The sequence below is a fragment of the Cupriavidus sp. WKF15 genome (assembly GCF_029278605.1).
GTDB lineage: Bacteria > Pseudomonadota > Gammaproteobacteria > Burkholderiales > Burkholderiaceae > Cupriavidus.
Genome location: NZ_CP119572.1, coordinates 2,454,560 through 2,470,909 on the forward strand (window position 1 = coordinate 2,454,560; position 16,350 = coordinate 2,470,909).

Sequence of the window (16,350 nt, forward strand, 5' to 3'; positions counted from 1 at the left end):
TTTGCGCCGGACCTGCCACCGGGGACACCACGGCGAGCTAGCTCGCCAACACGTTCACCGCATCCTCCAGCGCCTGCGCCTGCTGCTTGAGCCCCATCGCTGCCGCAGCCGATTCCTCGACCAGCGCCGCGTTCATCTGCGTGATCTGGGTCATCTGCTCGACCGCCGCGCTGGTCTGCTCGATCTCCACGCTCTGCCCGCGGCTGGCATTGGCGATGGCGGAGATCGTCCGCGTCAGCGCCGACACCGATTGCTCCACGCGATCCATCTCGCTGCCGGCGCTGATGGCCGCCTCGCTGCTAGCCTGCACGACTTCGAGCGAGTTTTCGATCAGCGCCTTGATCTGCTTCGCCGCCGTTTCGGCGCGCTGGGCCAGTGACCTCACCTCCCCCGCCACGACGGCAAAGCCACGTCCGTGCTGGCCCGCGCGGGCGGCCTCGACGGCGGCATTCAGTGCGAGCAGGTTGGTCTGGATGGCGATGTCGTCGATCACCGAGGTGATCTCGGCGATCTTGCGCGATTGCGTGGTCAGCCGCTCCATCAGCGACGCCGAGCGGCGCACGCCGCCCGCCGCCGAAGAGGCTGCCTCGGCGGTACGGCGCCCTTCCTGGTGGGCCTGCTCCGCGTCGCTGGCGTTCTGCCGCGCGGTTTCGGTGATCTGCGCCAGCGTGGCCGTGGTTTCCTCGATGGCACTGGCCTGCTGCTCGGTGCGCTCCGACAGGTCGGCATTGCCGCTGGCCAGCCCGGCCGAGGACTGCCACACGCTCTCGATCGAGTTGCGCGTATCGAGCAGCACGCCCACCAGCCGCGCGTTCATCTGGTTCAGGAAGCGGCCGAGCAGCCGCGTCTGCGCATCGCCGCATTCGGGGAAGCGGTGCTGCAACTGGCCGGATAACACGGCCAGCGCGCTGCGGTTCAGGCGCATGACGGGCCGCAGGATATTGAGCGCAAGATAGCACGCGGCCGCTGCGCACATGGCCACCGCCGCGCCAGCCAGCCCCCACGTGACTGCAGGAGGCGCTGCCCAGAGGGTCGCACTCGCCGCCGCCAGCCCGATCAGCAGGACCTGCACGCACTGGACGACCAGCAGCCGCGCCACCACGGGCAGCCGCAACAGGCGCTGCACCAGGCCGGCCGCGCCCTTGCGGCATGCCTCGCCGCCGGATAGCCGCCAGCGGGACCGCTCCTCGCGCTTCAGGTCGGCATAGAGCCTTGTCGCCGCGGCAATCTGCGCCTGCGTGGGTGCGGTTCTCACCGACAGGTAGGCCACGGCCTCGCCGTCCTGGAGCACCGGCGTGACGTTGGCGAGCACCCAGTAGAAGCCGCCGTCCTTGCGGCGGTTCTTGACCACGCCAGACCAGGGCGTGCCGGCACGGATGGTCGCCCACATATCGGCGAAGGCCGCGGCCGGCATGTCCGGGTGGCGGATGATGTTCTGCGGCTGGCCCATGACTTCGGCACGGTCATAGCCGCTGCTGCGGAAGAATGCCTGGTTGGCGTACTCGATATTGCCTTGCGTATCGGTCCTGGTGATGATGACTTCGTCCGATGGCAATCGGTATTCCTGTTCGGTGACCGGCAAATTCAATCTCATGTTGCTGGTTGTCTGTTCTGATGCAACCTTGACCCCGACTTCTCTTGCGAAGCCGCCCCTGATTTCCCGCCCGACCCCTGCATTGCCGGACTCCGCGGGGCAGTATTCCCGATGGGGTGCTTCAGGACGAGACGGCCCGCGGCGAACATCGCAGCAACTTGATGGCGCGCAAATGCCGGCCACGGCTACCCCTTCGGACGGATTGCATTCGCGCAGGCATTGGCCCGCCTGGTACGCCGGCAAGCTGCAAGGAAAAGGCCCCGGAAGCGCGGCGCTTGCGGGGCCTTTTCGTGTCTGCGGCAACCAACACCGGCGCCGCGACGCCAGCTACTTCAGCGACTGCGCATAGGCTTCGAGCTGGGTCATGCAGGTACCCCACCCGTCGAAGAAACCCATCTGCTCATGCTGGTCGCGCGAGGCCTTGTCCTTGTGCAGCACCGTGGCCACGTAGCGGGTGTGCTCGCCCTCATCGTCCATGGTGATGTACGCGGTCATCGGCAGCCACGGGTTGTCGGCCGGACGCCAGCCGGCCACCAGCGCCGAGGTCCAGACGATGCGCGAACGCGGCACCACGTCAAGGAAGACGCCGGGGTTGTCGCTGGTTTCGCCGCCGGGGCCGCGCATCAGCGTGTGGAAGGCTCCGCCCGGCGCGAGATCGAAGGCGAGGACCTCGGTGGTCCACGGCTTCGGGCACCACCATTCCTTCAGGTGGCTCGGGTCTGTCCAGGCTTTCCAGACGAGATCGCGCGGTGCCTTCAGCACGCGAGAGATTTCAAGGTCGAGGTCCTGCTTAATGCCCATCGCGAGTCTCCTTCGAATGCAGCGCTTCGACATAGGCAGCCAGGCGATCGGTGCGCGCCTCACAGATCGCCCGCTGTTCCGCCAGCCATGTCTCGGCGGCCTGCATCGTCGCCGGTTCCAGTTCGCACATGCGCACGCGCCCCTGCTTGTGCGAGCGCACCAGCCCGCTGCGCTCGAGCACGCCCAGGTGCTTCAGGAACGATGGCAACGCCATGGCAAATGGCGCGGCCAGTTCCTTGACCGAGGCAGCGCCCTGTCCGAGCCGGCTGACGATGGCACGACGCGTGGGATCCCCCAATGCGAGGAAGACCGGGTCGAGCGGAAAATAGTTAGCCATGTGGCTAACTATATCCCGAAACGCAAGGACGTCAAGGGCGGAGAAGTCACAACCGGGATCGGGGGCGATCGGAGCGATCAGGCAAGCGGGCCAAAAAAGGAAGGCCAGCGCGAGCTGGCCTTCAGCGATTCAGTGCCACGTGAGTCGGTTCCGTGTAACGCTTCCACAGATTGCTGGTCCGCTTCCGCATTCACTGCCCAACACTAGCCATCGCCTATCCTGCGGCACCCCAGGACACGTCTGCAGCTTAGTACAAAATCCGCCGGATGGTGTCGGCAGGCTGCAGCCATGCGGGTCAGGTCACGGCGATGCGGTCGTCGACGAGGCGGATCTGCCCGCCGGGCTTGTCCTCCATCACCTTGAGCACGCGGTTGCCCACCTGCAGCGTCACGCCGCCGTGGATGCGGCGGCCGGCGTCGATCACGGCGCCTGCCGCGGGCTGCATCTGCTCCCCGAGCCTGGCGAGCTTCTCCTCGAGCTCGAACAGGTCGCGCGTCGACTTGAACAGCGTGGCACGCGCCTTCTCGCGCAGGTCGCCGACCGCACGTTCCGGGTTCTTGGCGAAGAACGCTACCAGCTGCTTGACCTTGTTCTGCTCCTCCAGCAGACGCCGGCGGTCCGTCTCGAGCGCCGCGCGCTGGGCGTCCGCGTACGGGTTCAGGCCTACCTGCACAATGGTGGCGCTGCCCGCCGGCGCGCCGAACACGGCCGCTCGCACCGCGAGCAAGGCGCGGCTGCGGCCGCCGCTGATGCTGCCCATGCCGCTGCTTCCGCCCACGACGATGCGCTCGCCCGCGGCCACGTCACTCTGGCGGATGCCGCTTTCGACGGTAACCTCCGTGCCGGCCTCGACCACCGCGTTCTCGATGAAACGCGCCTGGACCGCGCCCTGGCAGCGCACGCTGGCCCGGCTGATGGTCCCGGTCGCGTCCGCATGCCCGTGCCCGGTTTCGGCTTTGCCGATGATGCCGCCCTTGACCACGATGCTGCCGCCAGCCTCGATCGTGGCGGCCTCGATGACGCCATCCACCAGCACATCGCCGGTGACCTTCACCGACATGCCGGTGCGGATGTCGCCCGAGACGCGCAGCGTGCCGTCGAACGCCACATTGCCCGAGTGCAGGTCGACGGATTCCACCTGCACCACCGGACTGACCGACGTGCCATGGATGCCCACCACCGGCGAGCCCGCCAGGACTGCGACCAGCAGGTTCGGATCGTCGGGATCGGCGGCGGCACCGGTCAGGCCTTCGGCGAACGGCGTGTCTTCGACCGGATCGGCAGCCAGTGCCTTGCCAAAGACGTCGACGCCGTCGCTGCCGGGCTCGGCCGGGATGCGCCGCATCAGCGGCGTGCCTGGGGTGACCAGCGTCAGGCTGCCCAGTTCGCGCAGGTCCATGGGGGCATCGTCGTCGGCCTGCGCGGGCTTGCGGGGCTCCAGCAGGTTGACGAAGCGCGCCGGCTGGCCTTGTCGCGGGGCGATGCCCGCCGCGATCTCGCGCAGTTCGCAGCTGCCTTCCGCCAGCGTGGCTTCCAGCACCAGCGACTGGATCTGGGCCGTCACGCCACGTTCGGCGACGGCACGCCGGATGTCGGCCCCGGTGATCGGGCGGCCGCCTTCCGGACGCATCAGCGTGAGGCGGACGGCCAGGCGATCGTCGCTGATATCGAGTTCAAACGCGCCATCGATGAGCGCGCCGACCGTGGCATCGATCTCGCGATCCGCGCGCTGGCACTGGCTGAGGAATTGCGCAATGGCGCGCGGGTCCAGCCGTGCCTGTTCCCAGCCATGGCTCGCCAGGCACTCCCGGAGCGCCGTATGGTCCGGAGGCAGCTGGCCCGTCTCGGGCACATAGCGTGCCCGCACCTGCTCGCCTGGCTCGCTGAGCTCCAGGCGCAAACCCGACTCGTGACTCATGAGTCCCCCAAGGTTCCCTTTGTGCGGCAGGCCACTCTCTGCCCAACCCGCCAAGGCGCAGTTGAGCAGCCTAGTGCGGCTTCACCCGCACCTCCGCTTGTGGTCAATCGATTACCTACGGCAGCTGACAATAAAACTTGAGGCAGGACAAACTCGGACCATGCATAGAAGTACCGGATCACCATGGCAGACTGGCGGAGCGTTTTCGGTAAACTATCGGCTTCCGAGGCGCGCCCGCCGCCTCCCGCATTCCCGCAGTCATGGCAAATACCCACGAAATCCGCCCCGGCCAGTCGATCGAGCTGCTCAAGGAACTCCATATCCTGACGCGCGACGGCAAGATGAACCAGGACAGCCGGCGCAAGCTCAAGCAGGTCTACCACCTGTTCCAGTTCATCGAACCGCTGCTGCAAGAGGTCAAGTCCGAGCGCGATGCCGTCACGCTGGTCGACCACGGCGCCGGCAAGTCATACCTGGGCTTCATCCTGTACGACCTGTTCTTCAAGAGCCTGCACGACCAGTCGCACATCTTCGGCATCGAAACGCGCGAGGAACTGGTGCAGAACTCGCAGGCACTGGCAACGCGCCTGGGTTTTCCGGGCATGTCCTTCCTGAACCTCTCGGTGGCGGACTCCATCGCCTCGCCGGCGCTGCCCCCGACCGTCGACGTGGTCACGGCGCTGCATGCCTGCAATACCGCCACCGACGACGCCATCCGCTTCGCGCTGGCCAAGCGCGCCCGGCACATCGTGCTGGTGCCGTGCTGCCAGGCCGAAGTCGCGAGCGTGCTGCGCAAGAACAAGGGACGCCTGCTCGCCGGCAACCCGCTGACCGAGATCTGGCGCCATCCGCTGCACACGCGTGAATTCGGCAGCCAGGTGACCAATGTGCTGCGCTGCCTGCAGCTCGAAGCGCACGGCTACCAGGTCAGCGTGACCGAGCTGGTCGGCTGGGAGCACTCGATGAAAAACGAGCTGATCATTGCCCAGTTCAAGGACCTGCCGCGCCGCCGCCCGGCCGAGCGGCTGGAAAGCGTGCTCGGCACGCTGGGGCTGGAAGACATGCGCGAGCGGTTCTTCACGACGCCCGCTTGAGCGGGAGCGGGAGCGGGAGCGGGAGCGGCGACGCTACGCGTCCGACTTGGGCGGCACGTCGTCGTCACCGTCCATCCAGCGCTGCCAGCCAGCGTGGCCCAGGCGGCGCAGGGTTGCCATATTGCGCTCGTAGATATCGGCCGCATCGGGATACGCTTCGGCGGCACGCGCAATGCTGTCCTCGCGCAGCAGATGCAGGATGGGATACGGCGCGCGGTTGGTGTAGTTTTCGATATCGTCCGGCTCCGTCCCCTCGAACTGGTACTGCGGGTGGAAGCTCGCGATCTGCAACGTGCCTTCCAGGCGCAGGCTCCCGAGCAACCGGTCCGCGAAATAGAGAAAGTCGTTGAACTCGAGGAAATCGGCCAGCGCTTCAGGCACGATCAGCAGCGTGGTATCGACCTGTGCCGTGTCGGTCTCGGCCAGCAGCTTCAGTTCGCGCTCCAGTTCGTCGAGCAAGTCTGCAGCTTGCGTTGCATCGCTGACCACGTAGCGGACCTGCTCTTTCACATACACGCTCTTGGCAAAGGGGCAGAGATTGAGCCCGATCACCGCGCGCGCCAGCCAATGGCGCGTGGCGGCAATGACGGCATCTTGATGGCTGGCGGAAGACGGCATGGCGGCAAGGCAAGGACAAAGCACCATTTTAGCGCTGCCGCAGGCTCTATAATCCGCGGCGTAGCAAGTCCCTGCCATCCTTTCCCGCATTGCCATGCCGTCCACCGATACCCCGTCCGCCGCGCCTGCCACCCTGCCGGTTGAAGCCGCAGTGATTGGCGGCGGCCCCGCTGGCCTGATGGCGGCCGAGGTGCTGACCGCGCATGGCGTGCGCGTGCATGTGTTCGATGCCATGCCCTCGGTGGGGCGCAAGTTCCTGATGGCCGGCAAGAGCGGCATGAACCTGACCCATGCCGAACCCGAGCCGGCATTCCTTGCGCGCTATGGCGAACGCACCGACCGGATCGCGCCGATGCTGGCGGACTTCGGCGCGCAGGCCTTGCGCGATTGGGTGCACGGGTTGGGCATCGAGACCTTCGTCGGCAGCTCCGGTCGCGTCTTTCCGACCGACATGAAGGCCGCGCCGATGCTGCGCGCGTGGCTGCACCGGCTGCGTGAAAGCGCCGTGCAGTTCCATATGCGGCATCGCTGGCTCGGCTGGACTGACGATGCGGCGCGCGCGCTGCGCTTCGCCACGCCGCACGGCGAACAACACGTGCAGGCAAATGCCGTGGTACTAGGACTGGGGGGCGCAAGCTGGTCGCGGCTCGGCTCCGATGGCGCATGGGTGCCGCTGCTCGCACAGCATGGCGTCGATATCGCCGCGCTGCGGTCGGCGAACTGCGGCTTCGATGTCGACTGGAGCGCAATGTTCTCCGAGCGCCACGCCGGCCACCCGGTCAAACCCGTCGCGCTGGCGGTGACCGACACGCAGGGCAACACGCATTATCGCCAGGGCGAGTTCGTGATCAGCGCGGGCGGCATCGAAGGCAGTCTGGTCTACGCGCTGTCCGCGCCCATCCGCGACCGGATCGATCGCGACGGCGAAGCCGTCATCCACCTGGACCTTCTGCCCGGCCATGACGCACCGCGCGTGCTGGCCGAGGTCTCGCATCCGCGCGGCTCGCGTTCGCTGTCGAGCCACCTGCAGAGCCGGCTGGGCATCACCGGCGTGAAGGCCGGCCTGCTGCGCGAGTGCCTGTCGAAGGAAGCCATGCAGGACACCGCGACACTGGCCGCGTCGATCAAGGCGCTGCCGCTGCGCCTGTTGCGCGCGCGGCCGATCGACGAGGTCATCAGCTGCGCGGGCGGCGTACGTTTTGAAGCGATGAACGCCAGCCTGATGCTCGATGCGCTGCCGGGCGTGTTCTGCGCCGGCGAGATGCTGGACTGGGAAGCGCCGACCGGCGGCTACCTGCTTACGGCCTGCTTCGCGAGCGGCCGCACCGCCGGCCTGGGCGCGGCGCAGTGGCTGGTGTCTTCCCGTTCGGCGCGCTGATCAGCGGCCGTTGACGATCGCCAGGGCGACGGCCTCGGCCACTTCGATGCCGTCGATCGCGGCCGAGTAAATCCCGCCCGCATAGCCGGCGCCCTCGCCGGCCGGATACAGGCCTTCTACATTCACGCTCTGGTAGTCCGCCTTGCGCTCGATGCGCAGCGGCGACGACGTGCGCGTCTCCACACCGGTCAGCACCGCATCGTGCATGGCAAAGCCGGCGATCTTCTTGTCGAGCTCCGGCAGGGCTTCACGAATGGCCTCGATGACGTAGTCGGGCAGCGAGGTGCTGAGGTCGGTCGGCGTCACGCCCGGCTTGTACGACGGCTCGACCGAACCGAGCGAAGTCGACGGCCGGCGCGCGATGAAGTCGCCTACCAGCTGGCCCGGTGCGTTGTAGTTGCGTCCGCCCAGTTCAAACGCGCGCTCTTCCCATTTGCGCTGGAACTCGATGCCGGCCAGCGGTCCGCCGGGGTAGTCCTGTGGCGTGATGCCCACCACGATGCCCGCGTTCGCGTTGCGCTCCGCGCGCTTGTACTGGCTCATGCCATTGGTCACCACGCGGCCCGGCTCCGAGGCGGCGGCGACGACGGTGCCGCCCGGGCACATGCAGAAGCTGTACACCGAACGGCCGTTGCTGCAGTGGTGCACCACCTTGTAGTCGGCCGCGCCGAGCAGCTTGTTGCCGGCGAACTTGCCAAAGCGGCTGCGGTTGATCAGGCCCTGCGGGTGCTCGATGCGGAAACCGAGCGAGAACGGCTTGGCCTCCATGAACACGCCGCGGTCATGCAGCACCTGGAAGGTGTCGCGCGCGCTGTGCCCCACCGCCAGGATGACGTGCCCGGCCGGCAGGTACTCGCCCGTGGACAGCTTCAGGCCGCGCAGCTTGCCGCGTTCGATGTCGAAGTCGTCGACGCGGGTCTCGAAGCGGACCTCGCCGCCGAGCTCGCGGATCTCCGCGCGCATCTTTTCGACCATGCTCACCAGCCGGAACGTGCCGATATGCGGACGCGCCTTGTACAGGATGTCTTCCGGCGCGCCGGCGCGCACGAACTCGTTGAGCACCTTGCGGCCATAGTGCTTCGGATCCTTGATCTGGCTGTACAGCTTGCCGTCGGAGAATGTGCCCGCGCCGCCTTCGCCGAACTGGACGTTCGACTCCGGGTTGAGCACGCTCTTGCGCCACAGGCCGAAGGTGTCCTTGGTGCGCTCCCGCACTTCCTTGCCGCGCTCGAGGATGATCGGGCGGAAACCCATCTGCGCCAGGAGCAGGCCGGCCAGCAGGCCGCACGGCCCCATGCCGATCACCACCGGACGTGGCGTATTGCCGCCCTGCGGCGCCTGCGCGACGAAGCGGTAAGCCATGTCGGGCGTCACGCTCCAGTTCGGCTTGCCGGCCATGCGGCGGATCGCGGCGGGCTCGTCCTTCACCTCGATGTCGATGATGTAGGTGAGCTTGATGTCCGAGCGCTTGCGCGCGTCATGCGCGCGGCGGAACACGGTGTACTGCACAAGCCCGTCGCCCTTCACGCCGATTTGCGCAAGCGCGCTGCGCACGGCGCGGTCGAGATCGTCTTCGGTGTGTTCGAGGGAGAGCTTGAGTTCGGAAAGGCGGAGCATGGAAAACCTGCGAGGATGCGGCCACAGTCGTGGCCGGAACGGCCGCGTCCCCGCGTCACAGGACCTCGGGAGCGGGCCAGAAGAATGGCAATCGGCCGGGCAAGGCCGGCCGGTGCGCCATTCTAGCGGGTTTCCGCCTCGACGGGGCCCGCGGCGCCCGGCCAGGCACGGCGACGCAGCCATCCAGCCAGCCCGCGCCATGTGCGCTGCCAGGCGCCCGGCGCGGGCTCTTGCCACATCACTTCGGCCGCGCCGTTGGCCGTCACCGTCAGCCAGCCGCGTTCGGCGAGCACCAGAACCGCTCCGGGCAGCAGCCGATGGCACAGGTCGAAGGTGCCGACAGCGGCCCATTGCAGAGGCAAGGCCACCTCGACACGGCCCTCCGTCACGTGAATGACGGTGCCGCGCGCAGCGTGGCGCCTTAGCGCCTGGCCCGGTCCGAGCGCATAGCGGATCGGCGCGTTCAGTGTGGGAATCGGGGCTGGCATGAGCGGCTCCTTGGCGTGGTTCGGACGAGAACCCAGCGTATCGGCGCCCCCTCGGTCCACACAGCCACAGCGGGACTGCCTCATGACCGGAACAGTGCAGATTTTTTTGCTCTGTTACGATGCAGAAGCTCGCCTTCTGTATCTGTTCGCGCCCGCGTCAACCGGGCGATCATGCCGCATGGATTCCGCGCCGCTCTACCAGCAACTCGCCGACCGCTATCGCCAGGCCATCCGCACGGGCACGCTGGCGCCAGGCCACCGCATGCCGTCGGTGCGGGCCCTGATGACCACCCATGACGTGAGCCTGTCGACCGCGCTGCAGGCGTGCCGCCAGCTTGAGAGCGACGGCCTGCTGGAAGCCCGGCCGCGCTCGGGCTACTTCGTGCGCGCAGCCGCGCCCCTGCGCCTGGCGCCGCTCAGCGAGCCGGCGGCAACGCTGCCCGACCCGGCCCAATACATCGGCATGCACCAGCGCATCTCGTCCGTGCTCGCGCGCAGCCAGCAGGACCCGTCGACCTTCAGCCTCGGTGGCGCCCGCGGGGCGCCGTCGCTCTATCCTCTCGCCGCGCTCCAGCAGGCAGCCGCGCGCATCCTGCGGCGCGACGCCACGCTCTATGGCGAAGCCGCGGCACCGCGCGGCCAGCCGGCCCTGCGCGCCGCGCTGGCCCGGCTGGCGCTGCGCAGCCGCTTCACGCTGTCGCCCGACGAAGTGCTCATCACCCACGGCTGCACCGAGGCCCTGCAACTGGCGCTGCGCGCCGTGGCCGGGCCGGGTGACGTGATTGCGGTGGAATCGCCCACCTACTACGGCCTGCTGCAGATCCTGGAAAGCCTGGGCATGCGTGCGCTCGAGATCCCCTGCAGCGCGCAGACCGGTCTTTCGCTGGAAGCCCTGGAACTGGCCGTGCGCACCTACGACAACATCCGCGCCGTGGTGGCCATGCCCAACCTGCAGAACCCGCTCGGCTCGGTCATGCCGGACGCCCACAAGATCCGGCTGGTGCAATGGTGCGAGGATCACGGCGTGCCGCTGATCGAGGACGACTGCCTGTCCGCCACCGCCGACCTCGACACGCCGCTGGCCGCCGCGAAGGCATGGGACCGCACCGGCAACGTGATCTACTGCTCGTCGGTGCACAAGGTGCTGGCGCCCGGCGTGCGGCTTGGCTGGATTGCCGGCGGCAAATGGCATGCGCGCGTGGAAATGCTGAAGTTCGCGCTGTCGCGCCCCAACGAGATGTTGTCCCAGGCGGCCGTCGCCGAATTCATGGCGACGGGCGGGTATGAACGCCACCTGCGGCGGCTGCGCGTGGCGCTGCGCCAGCAGCGTGAATGGACGGCCCAGGTGATCGCCGCGACTTTCCCCACCGGCACGCGGCTGACGCTGCCGCGCGGGGGCTTCCATCTGTGGGTCGAGCTGCCCGAAGGCGTTTCATCCGAAGCGGTGTTCGAGCAGGCCTTGCGCGAAGGCATCTATGTAGCACCAGGCCTGATGTTTTCCAATTCCCCGCGCGGCGACGGCTTTGTGCGCATCAACTGCGGCACGCCATATTCGGCACAACTCGAGCACGCGCTTGGCACCGTGGCGGCGGTCGTCCACAGGCTGGCGGCGTAGCGGGGCCGCCTGATTCCCGGGCACCGCCGCGCCAACCCGCGCGGCACTCGCGTTTTTGCAACACCGCTCCCTTATTCGCTGGCGCTGCCCTATCCTTGCCGCTGGCGTGGCCGGCCGCTTTCTGGTGATCCCCGGACTGATGGCCGGTTCGCCGCTGCACCAATGCGATATGGATAACAAGAAGAAGGGAGAATGGCCTTGCGCAGTGCAACCGCGGCGTCGCGCGTCGACGACGACTACCAGACCCTGTTTCAACTGGCGCCGGTCTCGCTCTGGCTGGAAGACTTCAGCGCCGTGCGCGAGCACTTAGAGCGGCTGCGCGCCGAAGGGGTGACGGATTTGCGGGCCTACCTGCGGGCCAACCCGGATGAAGTGGCGCACTGCTCGTCGCTGATCCGCGTGATCTCGGTGAACCGCCGCACGCTGGAGCTGTTTCGCGCCGCCGACCTCGCCGACCTCGTCGCCAATCTCGACACCGTGTTCCGCGACGACATGTTCGACCAGCACGTCGAAGAGCTCGGCCAGCTCTGGGACGGCGGCAACCGCTTCACCAGCCAGACCGTGAACTACACGCTCGAAGGCGAGCGCCTCGATATCCGCCTGGAAGCCACCGTCATGCCCGGGCATGAGGCCATGTGGGACCGCGTGCTGCTGTCGATCGAGGACATCACCACGCGCATGCGCACCGAGCGCGAACTGCGCCGCAGCGAGCAATACGCGCTGGGGCTGTTCGAGCATTCGCCGGTGTCGCTGTGGGTGGAGGACTTCAGCGTCGTCAAGATGCTGCTCGATGAAGTGCGCGCGGCCGGCATTACGGATTTCCGCACCTTCCTCAACGTGCACCCGGATTTCGTGTCGCGCTGCATGCAGGAGATCCGCGTGCTCGACGTCAACCAGCAGACGCTGCAGATGTTCGGCGCGGGATCCAAGCAAATCCTGCTTTCCCGCCTCGGCGACGTGTTCCGCGACGACATGCGCATCCACTTCGCCGAGCAGCTGATCGACCTGTGGCACGAGAAGCTCTGGCAGCAGCGCGAGGTCATCAACTACGCGCTGGACGGGCGCCCGGTCGACGTCTTCATGCAATGGTCGGTGTTCCCCGGCCACGAACAGGACTGGGACCAGGTGCTGGTGTCGCTCACCGATATCACGGCCCGTAAGAAGGCGGAGGCCTATGTCGAGTTCCTGGGCAAGCACGACGTACTGACCAAGCTGTACAACCGCGCCTACTACGAGGATGAACTGGCCCGCCTGGGCCGCAAGGGCCCGTGGCCGGTCAGCGTCATCGCCGTGGACCTGAACGGGTTGAAGGTCGTCAACGACCAGTTCGGGCACGGTGACGGCGATGCGCTGCTGCGGCGCGCCGGCGAGGTACTGAAGAAGGCCGTGGGCGAACAGGTCTGCGTGGCGCGCATTGGCGGCGACGAGTTCATGGCGCTGCTGCCGGGCCGCGACGATCGTGGTGCCGCCACGGTGGTCGAGCAGATCGAGAAGGTGGTGGAACTGAACAACCAGTTCTATCCGGGCACCGCGCTGAGCCTTTCCATCGGCCACGCGACCTGCCATCAGGGTGATCGCCTCAGCGACACCGTGAAGGTCGCCGACAGCCGCATGTATGACGCCAAGCATGCCCACTACGAAGCCCAGGACGAGCGTCGGCGGGACTGAGTCCGTCATCCCAATGCAAAAGAGCCGGCATCAGCCGGCTCTTTTTGTCTTCACACCGGCACGGGCCGTGCTTACAGGTAGATGATCAGCGCGATGCCCGCGATGATCAGCCCGAACTTCGTCACGTAGTACAGCTTGCGGTTCCACGCCTTGTAGCGGCGGCGGTATTGCCCGGCCAGCCAGACGAAGCGGAACAGCTTGTTGATCACGCCGGTCTGGTCGTTCTCGTCGTTGGGCGAACTTGCCGCGGTCATGACCTTGCGGCCCAGCCAGTGATTGATCTTGCTGGCCCAGCCAAAGCGCATCGGGCGCTCGATGTCGCAGAACAGGATCAGCCGGTTGGCATCGCTCTTGTTCTCGGCCCAGTGCAGGTAGGTCTCGTCGAACACCACGCCCTGCCCGTCGCGCCAGCTGTGGCGCTCGCCGTCGACCTCGATAAAGCAGCGGTCGTCGTTCGGCGTGGCCAGGCCCAGGTGATAGCGCAGGGAACCGGCGAACGGGTCGCGGTGCGGGTTGAGCTTGCCGCCCGGCGGCAGTTCCGCGAACATCGCGGCCTTCACGCTGGGGATGCCTTGCAGCAGGGCCACGGTCTTCGGGCACAGCGCCTCGGCCGATGGATGCTGGGCTTCGTACCACTTCAGGTAAAAGCGCTTCCAGCCGTTCTTGAAGAACGAATTGAAGCCCGCGTCGTCGTTCTTCTCGGCGGCCTTGATCTTGCGCATCGCGGCCAGGGCCAGGCCCTCGTCACGGATTTCCGGCCACGCTGCCCGGATCCGTTCCAGGTCCGGGAAGTTGTCGACCGGGATGTAGGGCGTGCGCGGCACTCCCGAGAAGGCATACATGAAGCAGTTGATCGGCGCGACCAGCGCCGAATGGTCGAGCAGCTGTCGCCAGATGCGCAGTCGCGCCTTGCCGCGGAAGTGCACATACAGGATGGCGCCGAGATAGCTGGCGACGATAATCCACTTGATCACCCGAATTTCTCCCAGGCGGCTACAGGCCCGCACGCACGGAACGCGCGCAGCCGGGGCCGGAGCCAAAGCGCCTATTTTAAGCGAAATGGTGGACTTGCCGCACCGTGATAGGCTGCGGCACATGGCCATCACCGCCGCGCGCGAACTAGCCGCGCGACTGGCGTGAAATGCGCTCGATCAGCGCGCGCGCATCGTCGGGCATGCCCTGCAGGGTCAGCAGCCTGGCGTTGAGGACAAGGTTTTCCAGCACCAGCTTGGCGGTGGACGCCCACATTGTCGCCAGCTGGGCCTCGGCGGGCATGCCAGAAGCCTCCAGCTCGTTCGAGCGCTCGGCAATGAGCCGGCATGCAAGCTGGCGCAGCGCCGCATCGTCGAACGGCAGGTTGGCATAGTCGATCGGGTCTTCCTTCTCGACCTCGACCATGAGTTGCATCAGGATGTCTTCGGTCATCGGCAAGCGCTCCTGGCAATCCATTTTCCATCCGCGTCAGACGCGGAAATCCGCAGCCATGTCGACATCGGTGCGCGCCTCAAGCCGGCCCGAACGGCACGCGGCCACGAAGCGCTCGTAATCCTTTTCGACCTGGTCGGCATAGCTGTTCGAATAGGCTACCAGCAATTGCGGAATGAGGCAGCCAGAGCACCGGCTGCATCGCATCTCAGGGATATCACTCTCTTCCCCAAGCGGCGGCAGATGATACGCTGCCGGCTGCTCCCGGGGGCGACCAACCCAGGAAGTGATGCACCCCGCACGATATCGATAGCGGTGTTGCGTATCATGAGTTTTTGCGCCTTTCGCGAGCGCGTCGCAAGATGCACTGAACAAAGCGAGTGACATGCAGTCTTACTCACTCGCAACCCAACGAAGAGTCGCGTTCATGACCAAGCGTTTGTTGTCCGCCATGCGTCAGTACGCATGGTTTGCCGGTGTCAAACACCACGTCGTCCAGGGTGTCGAAGCCCTGGCCGAGTTGCTCAAGTCCCCTTCTGCCGCGGCCCGCGCGGTTGCCGCCATCATTGCCGAGACCGAACATGGAGTTCAGGTCTGGGTGTCGTACTTCGGCAAGCCGCTCGACCCGCACACCAACTATGTACTCTGGCCTGCCCGGGCCTTGCGTCCTGCGCGCCGCCGCGTCCAGCCCTTGCCGCTGGAACACATGCGGCGCTCGCGGGACGACTGAATGCCGGCCTTCGGGCCTGGCGGCATGCGTACTGGAAGGGGCTCGCCCCTTCACTACAATGACCTTGTGTTCCCGTCGTCGACAAGGAGCGGACATGCCCGAACCGAAACATGACGAAGCGCTGGTCAATCTCTATCTCGAACGCATTTCGGCGCTTTCAGTCAGCGCATTCGATGGCGCTGATGTCAGCGGCGAGCTGGATGAGATCGCGCGCGAAGCCGTGTCGCGCAGCGCTGCGGACAGCGGCACGCTGAGCGTGCTCGCGAGCCGCCTGCGAGAACGCGCCGAAGCGGCCGACCGCGAAGGTCAACCGCTCGTACGCGACACCTTCACTCTCGCCGCGAAGCTCATGGCATCGAACTAAGAGCACGCCACAATCGATCAGGTACGCCTGGTCCGGACGAATGCCATCCGCGCATGCAATGCGTGCGTGGATACGTCAATCTGCGCGATGCGCTATCGAAGTCTTTCAGGAAAAAAACGGCCGAACGGCCTGAGGTACCAAACGCGCTGAAGGCGCTGGTTGCGGGGGCAGGACTTGAACCTGCGACCTTCGGGTTATGAGCCCGACGAGCTGCCAACTGCTCCACCCCGCGTCTGAAGGAGATGAATTATGAAGCATTTGCGCGCAGCTGGCAAGTGATTTTTTCACTGCGCGCGAAAGTTATGGGCGCATGGGCGCTAGTCCCAAGAGAAGATTCGACTTCATGCTATGCGTCGCAACTTCCCTTCCGACCCCGTTTCAGCGAGGACGGCTTCGATGTACTGGTTCACCTGGTCGAGAGCTTCGAGCTTCGTATCGAAGGGATGGCTCGGAAACGGATTGTGCCGTGGCGCCAGTACCTCGCCATCCTGCCGTTGAATAATCTCTACCACGATCGACCACTTGCCCTTGGGCAAGCCAATCACTTCGTAGATGATTTTGTAGCCTTCAAATTCCGGCATGGCGTGTACTCCTTTATTGCGTGGCGGACCGGACATCGACCGCCTCCATCTCCAGAGTAGGAGCGCACCCCCCAGGACGAAAATGATTTACGTCAATCAACGCTGATCAACGAAGATCGCAG

17 protein-coding genes and 1 tRNA gene are annotated in these 16,350 nt (G+C 66.3%); 6 read left to right on the plus strand and 12 right to left on the minus strand.

Annotated elements, in window-relative coordinates:
- Positions 1 to 37: 37 nt before the first annotated feature.
- The 4 genes from CupriaWKF_RS11455 to CupriaWKF_RS11470 form a co-directional block, all read right to left on the minus strand.
- The gene (locus tag CupriaWKF_RS11455) at positions 38 to 1,594 is read right to left on the minus strand and encodes a PAS domain-containing methyl-accepting chemotaxis protein (RefSeq protein WP_276097998.1); all 1,557 of its coding nucleotides are present in this window, start codon (positions 1,592 to 1,594) and stop codon (positions 38 to 40) included.
- Positions 1,595 to 1,921: 327 nt separating this feature from the next.
- On the minus strand, positions 1,922 to 2,395 hold the full coding sequence (locus tag CupriaWKF_RS11460; protein WP_276097999.1) for an SRPBCC family protein: 474 nt from the start codon (positions 2,393 to 2,395) through the stop codon (positions 1,922 to 1,924).
- Positions 2,385 to 2,732 (minus strand): metalloregulator ArsR/SmtB family transcription factor, encoded by a 348-nt coding sequence (locus tag CupriaWKF_RS11465; RefSeq protein WP_276098000.1) that lies wholly within the window; start codon positions 2,730 to 2,732, stop codon positions 2,385 to 2,387. Before CupriaWKF_RS11465 ends, CupriaWKF_RS11460 begins: the two co-directional genes overlap by 11 nt.
- A 295-nt stretch (positions 2,733 to 3,027) precedes the next feature.
- The gene (locus CupriaWKF_RS11470) at positions 3,028 to 4,650 is read right to left on the minus strand and encodes a FapA family protein (RefSeq protein ID WP_276098001.1); all 1,623 of its coding nucleotides are present in this window, start codon (positions 4,648 to 4,650) and stop codon (positions 3,028 to 3,030) included.
- A 260-nt stretch (positions 4,651 to 4,910) separates the two neighbouring features.
- Between CupriaWKF_RS11470 and CupriaWKF_RS11475 the strand changes: the two genes are divergently transcribed.
- Complete coding sequence (locus CupriaWKF_RS11475; protein WP_276098002.1) at positions 4,911 to 5,744, plus strand: SAM-dependent methyltransferase; 834 nt, start codon at positions 4,911 to 4,913, stop codon at positions 5,742 to 5,744.
- A gap of 33 nt (positions 5,745 to 5,777) precedes the next feature.
- Here the strand turns inward: CupriaWKF_RS11475 and CupriaWKF_RS11480 are convergent, their stop codons facing one another.
- The gene (locus CupriaWKF_RS11480; RefSeq protein WP_276098003.1) at positions 5,778 to 6,362 is read right to left on the minus strand and encodes a DUF1415 domain-containing protein; all 585 of its coding nucleotides are present in this window, start codon (positions 6,360 to 6,362) and stop codon (positions 5,778 to 5,780) included.
- 94 nt (positions 6,363 to 6,456) lie between these two features.
- On the opposite strand from CupriaWKF_RS11480, the gene CupriaWKF_RS11485 reads away from it, so the two are divergent.
- A complete protein-coding gene (locus CupriaWKF_RS11485; protein ID WP_276098004.1) occupies positions 6,457 to 7,740 on the plus strand; it encodes a TIGR03862 family flavoprotein in 1,284 nt (427 codons plus the stop codon).
- Here CupriaWKF_RS11485 and CupriaWKF_RS11490 read toward each other — a convergent pair whose 3' ends face one another.
- Positions 7,741 to 9,357 carry an FAD-dependent protein gene (locus tag CupriaWKF_RS11490; RefSeq protein WP_276098005.1) on the minus strand — a complete coding sequence of 539 codons (1,617 nt, stop codon included), beginning with the start codon at positions 9,355 to 9,357 and terminating at the stop codon, positions 7,741 to 7,743.
- Positions 9,358 to 9,479: 122 nt separating this feature from the next.
- Positions 9,480 to 9,845, minus strand: coding sequence for a hypothetical protein (locus tag CupriaWKF_RS11495; protein ID WP_276098006.1), 366 nt, complete (start codon positions 9,843 to 9,845; stop codon positions 9,480 to 9,482).
- A 178-nt stretch (positions 9,846 to 10,023) separates the two neighbouring features.
- On the opposite strand from CupriaWKF_RS11495, the gene CupriaWKF_RS11500 reads away from it, so the two are divergent.
- Positions 10,024 to 11,460 (plus strand): PLP-dependent aminotransferase family protein, encoded by a 1,437-nt coding sequence (locus CupriaWKF_RS11500; RefSeq protein WP_276098007.1) that lies wholly within the window; start codon positions 10,024 to 10,026, stop codon positions 11,458 to 11,460.
- Positions 11,461 to 11,652: 192 nt separating this feature from the next.
- Entirely contained in the window at positions 11,653 to 13,128 is a 1,476-nt protein-coding gene (locus tag CupriaWKF_RS11505; RefSeq protein ID WP_276098008.1) for a GGDEF domain-containing protein, read from the plus strand.
- Between the two features lie 71 nt (positions 13,129 to 13,199).
- On the opposite strand, the gene lpxO is transcribed toward CupriaWKF_RS11505, so the two are convergent.
- The 3 genes from lpxO to CupriaWKF_RS11520 form a co-directional block, all read right to left on the minus strand.
- Positions 13,200 to 14,102, minus strand: a complete 903-nt coding sequence (lpxO, locus tag CupriaWKF_RS11510) for a lipid A hydroxylase LpxO (protein ID WP_276098009.1) — start codon at positions 14,100 to 14,102, stop codon at positions 13,200 to 13,202.
- 145 nt (positions 14,103 to 14,247) lie between these two features.
- Positions 14,248 to 14,553: a hypothetical protein gene (locus tag CupriaWKF_RS11515; RefSeq protein ID WP_224078107.1), complete on the minus strand. Its 306-nt coding sequence runs from the start codon at positions 14,551 to 14,553 to the stop codon at positions 14,248 to 14,250.
- 36 nt (positions 14,554 to 14,589) lie between these two features.
- Positions 14,590 to 14,721, minus strand: a complete 132-nt coding sequence (locus CupriaWKF_RS11520) for a hypothetical protein (RefSeq protein WP_276100878.1) — start codon at positions 14,719 to 14,721, stop codon at positions 14,590 to 14,592.
- A gap of 259 nt (positions 14,722 to 14,980) precedes the next feature.
- Between CupriaWKF_RS11520 and CupriaWKF_RS11525 the strand changes: the two genes are divergently transcribed.
- Together CupriaWKF_RS11525 and CupriaWKF_RS11530 are read left to right on the plus strand one after the other, a co-directional pair.
- Positions 14,981 to 15,283 carry a hypothetical protein gene (locus tag CupriaWKF_RS11525; RefSeq protein WP_276098010.1) on the plus strand — a complete coding sequence of 101 codons (303 nt, stop codon included), beginning with the start codon at positions 14,981 to 14,983 and terminating at the stop codon, positions 15,281 to 15,283.
- Between the two features lie 94 nt (positions 15,284 to 15,377).
- Complete coding sequence (locus tag CupriaWKF_RS11530; RefSeq protein ID WP_276098011.1) at positions 15,378 to 15,647, plus strand: hypothetical protein; 270 nt, start codon at positions 15,378 to 15,380, stop codon at positions 15,645 to 15,647.
- 156 nt (positions 15,648 to 15,803) lie between these two features.
- Here CupriaWKF_RS11530 and CupriaWKF_RS11535 read toward each other — a convergent pair.
- Together CupriaWKF_RS11535 and CupriaWKF_RS11540 are read right to left on the minus strand one after the other, a co-directional pair.
- Positions 15,804 to 15,879: transfer RNA gene (locus CupriaWKF_RS11535), tRNA-Met, on the minus strand.
- A 109-nt stretch (positions 15,880 to 15,988) separates the two neighbouring features.
- Complete coding sequence (locus CupriaWKF_RS11540) at positions 15,989 to 16,228, minus strand: hypothetical protein (RefSeq protein ID WP_276098012.1); 240 nt, start codon at positions 16,226 to 16,228, stop codon at positions 15,989 to 15,991.
- Between the last annotated feature and the right edge of the window lie 122 nt (positions 16,229 to 16,350).

Coding starts and splice junctions, on each gene's coding strand:
- CupriaWKF_RS11540 (WP_276098012.1), bottom strand. CDS start 16,228: ATGCCGGAATTTGAAGGCTACAAAATCATCTACGAAGTGATTGGCTTG.
- CupriaWKF_RS11495 (WP_276098006.1), bottom strand. CDS start 9,845: ATGCCAGCCCCGATTCCCACACTGAACGCGCCGATCCGCTATGCGCTC.
- CupriaWKF_RS11485 (WP_276098004.1), top strand. CDS start 6,457: ATGCCGTCCACCGATACCCCGTCCGCCGCGCCTGCCACCCTGCCGGTT.
- CupriaWKF_RS11525 (WP_276098010.1), top strand. CDS start 14,981: ATGACCAAGCGTTTGTTGTCCGCCATGCGTCAGTACGCATGGTTTGCC.
- CupriaWKF_RS11475 (WP_276098002.1), top strand. CDS start 4,911: ATGGCAAATACCCACGAAATCCGCCCCGGCCAGTCGATCGAGCTGCTC.
- CupriaWKF_RS11480 (WP_276098003.1), bottom strand. CDS start 6,362: ATGCCGTCTTCCGCCAGCCATCAAGATGCCGTCATTGCCGCCACGCGC.
- CupriaWKF_RS11455 (WP_276097998.1), bottom strand. CDS start 1,594: ATGAGATTGAATTTGCCGGTCACCGAACAGGAATACCGATTGCCATCG.
- CupriaWKF_RS11505 (WP_276098008.1), top strand. CDS start 11,653: ATGGCCTTGCGCAGTGCAACCGCGGCGTCGCGCGTCGACGACGACTAC.
- CupriaWKF_RS11500 (WP_276098007.1), top strand. CDS start 10,024: ATGGATTCCGCGCCGCTCTACCAGCAACTCGCCGACCGCTATCGCCAG.
- CupriaWKF_RS11465 (WP_276098000.1), bottom strand. CDS start 2,732: ATGGCTAACTATTTTCCGCTCGACCCGGTCTTCCTCGCATTGGGGGAT.
- CupriaWKF_RS11490 (WP_276098005.1), bottom strand. CDS start 9,357: ATGCTCCGCCTTTCCGAACTCAAGCTCTCCCTCGAACACACCGAAGAC.
- CupriaWKF_RS11460 (WP_276097999.1), bottom strand. CDS start 2,395: ATGGGCATTAAGCAGGACCTCGACCTTGAAATCTCTCGCGTGCTGAAG.
- CupriaWKF_RS11515 (WP_224078107.1), bottom strand. CDS start 14,553: ATGACCGAAGACATCCTGATGCAACTCATGGTCGAGGTCGAGAAGGAA.
- CupriaWKF_RS11470 (WP_276098001.1), bottom strand. CDS start 4,650: ATGAGTCACGAGTCGGGTTTGCGCCTGGAGCTCAGCGAGCCAGGCGAG.
- CupriaWKF_RS11530 (WP_276098011.1), top strand. CDS start 15,378: ATGCCCGAACCGAAACATGACGAAGCGCTGGTCAATCTCTATCTCGAA.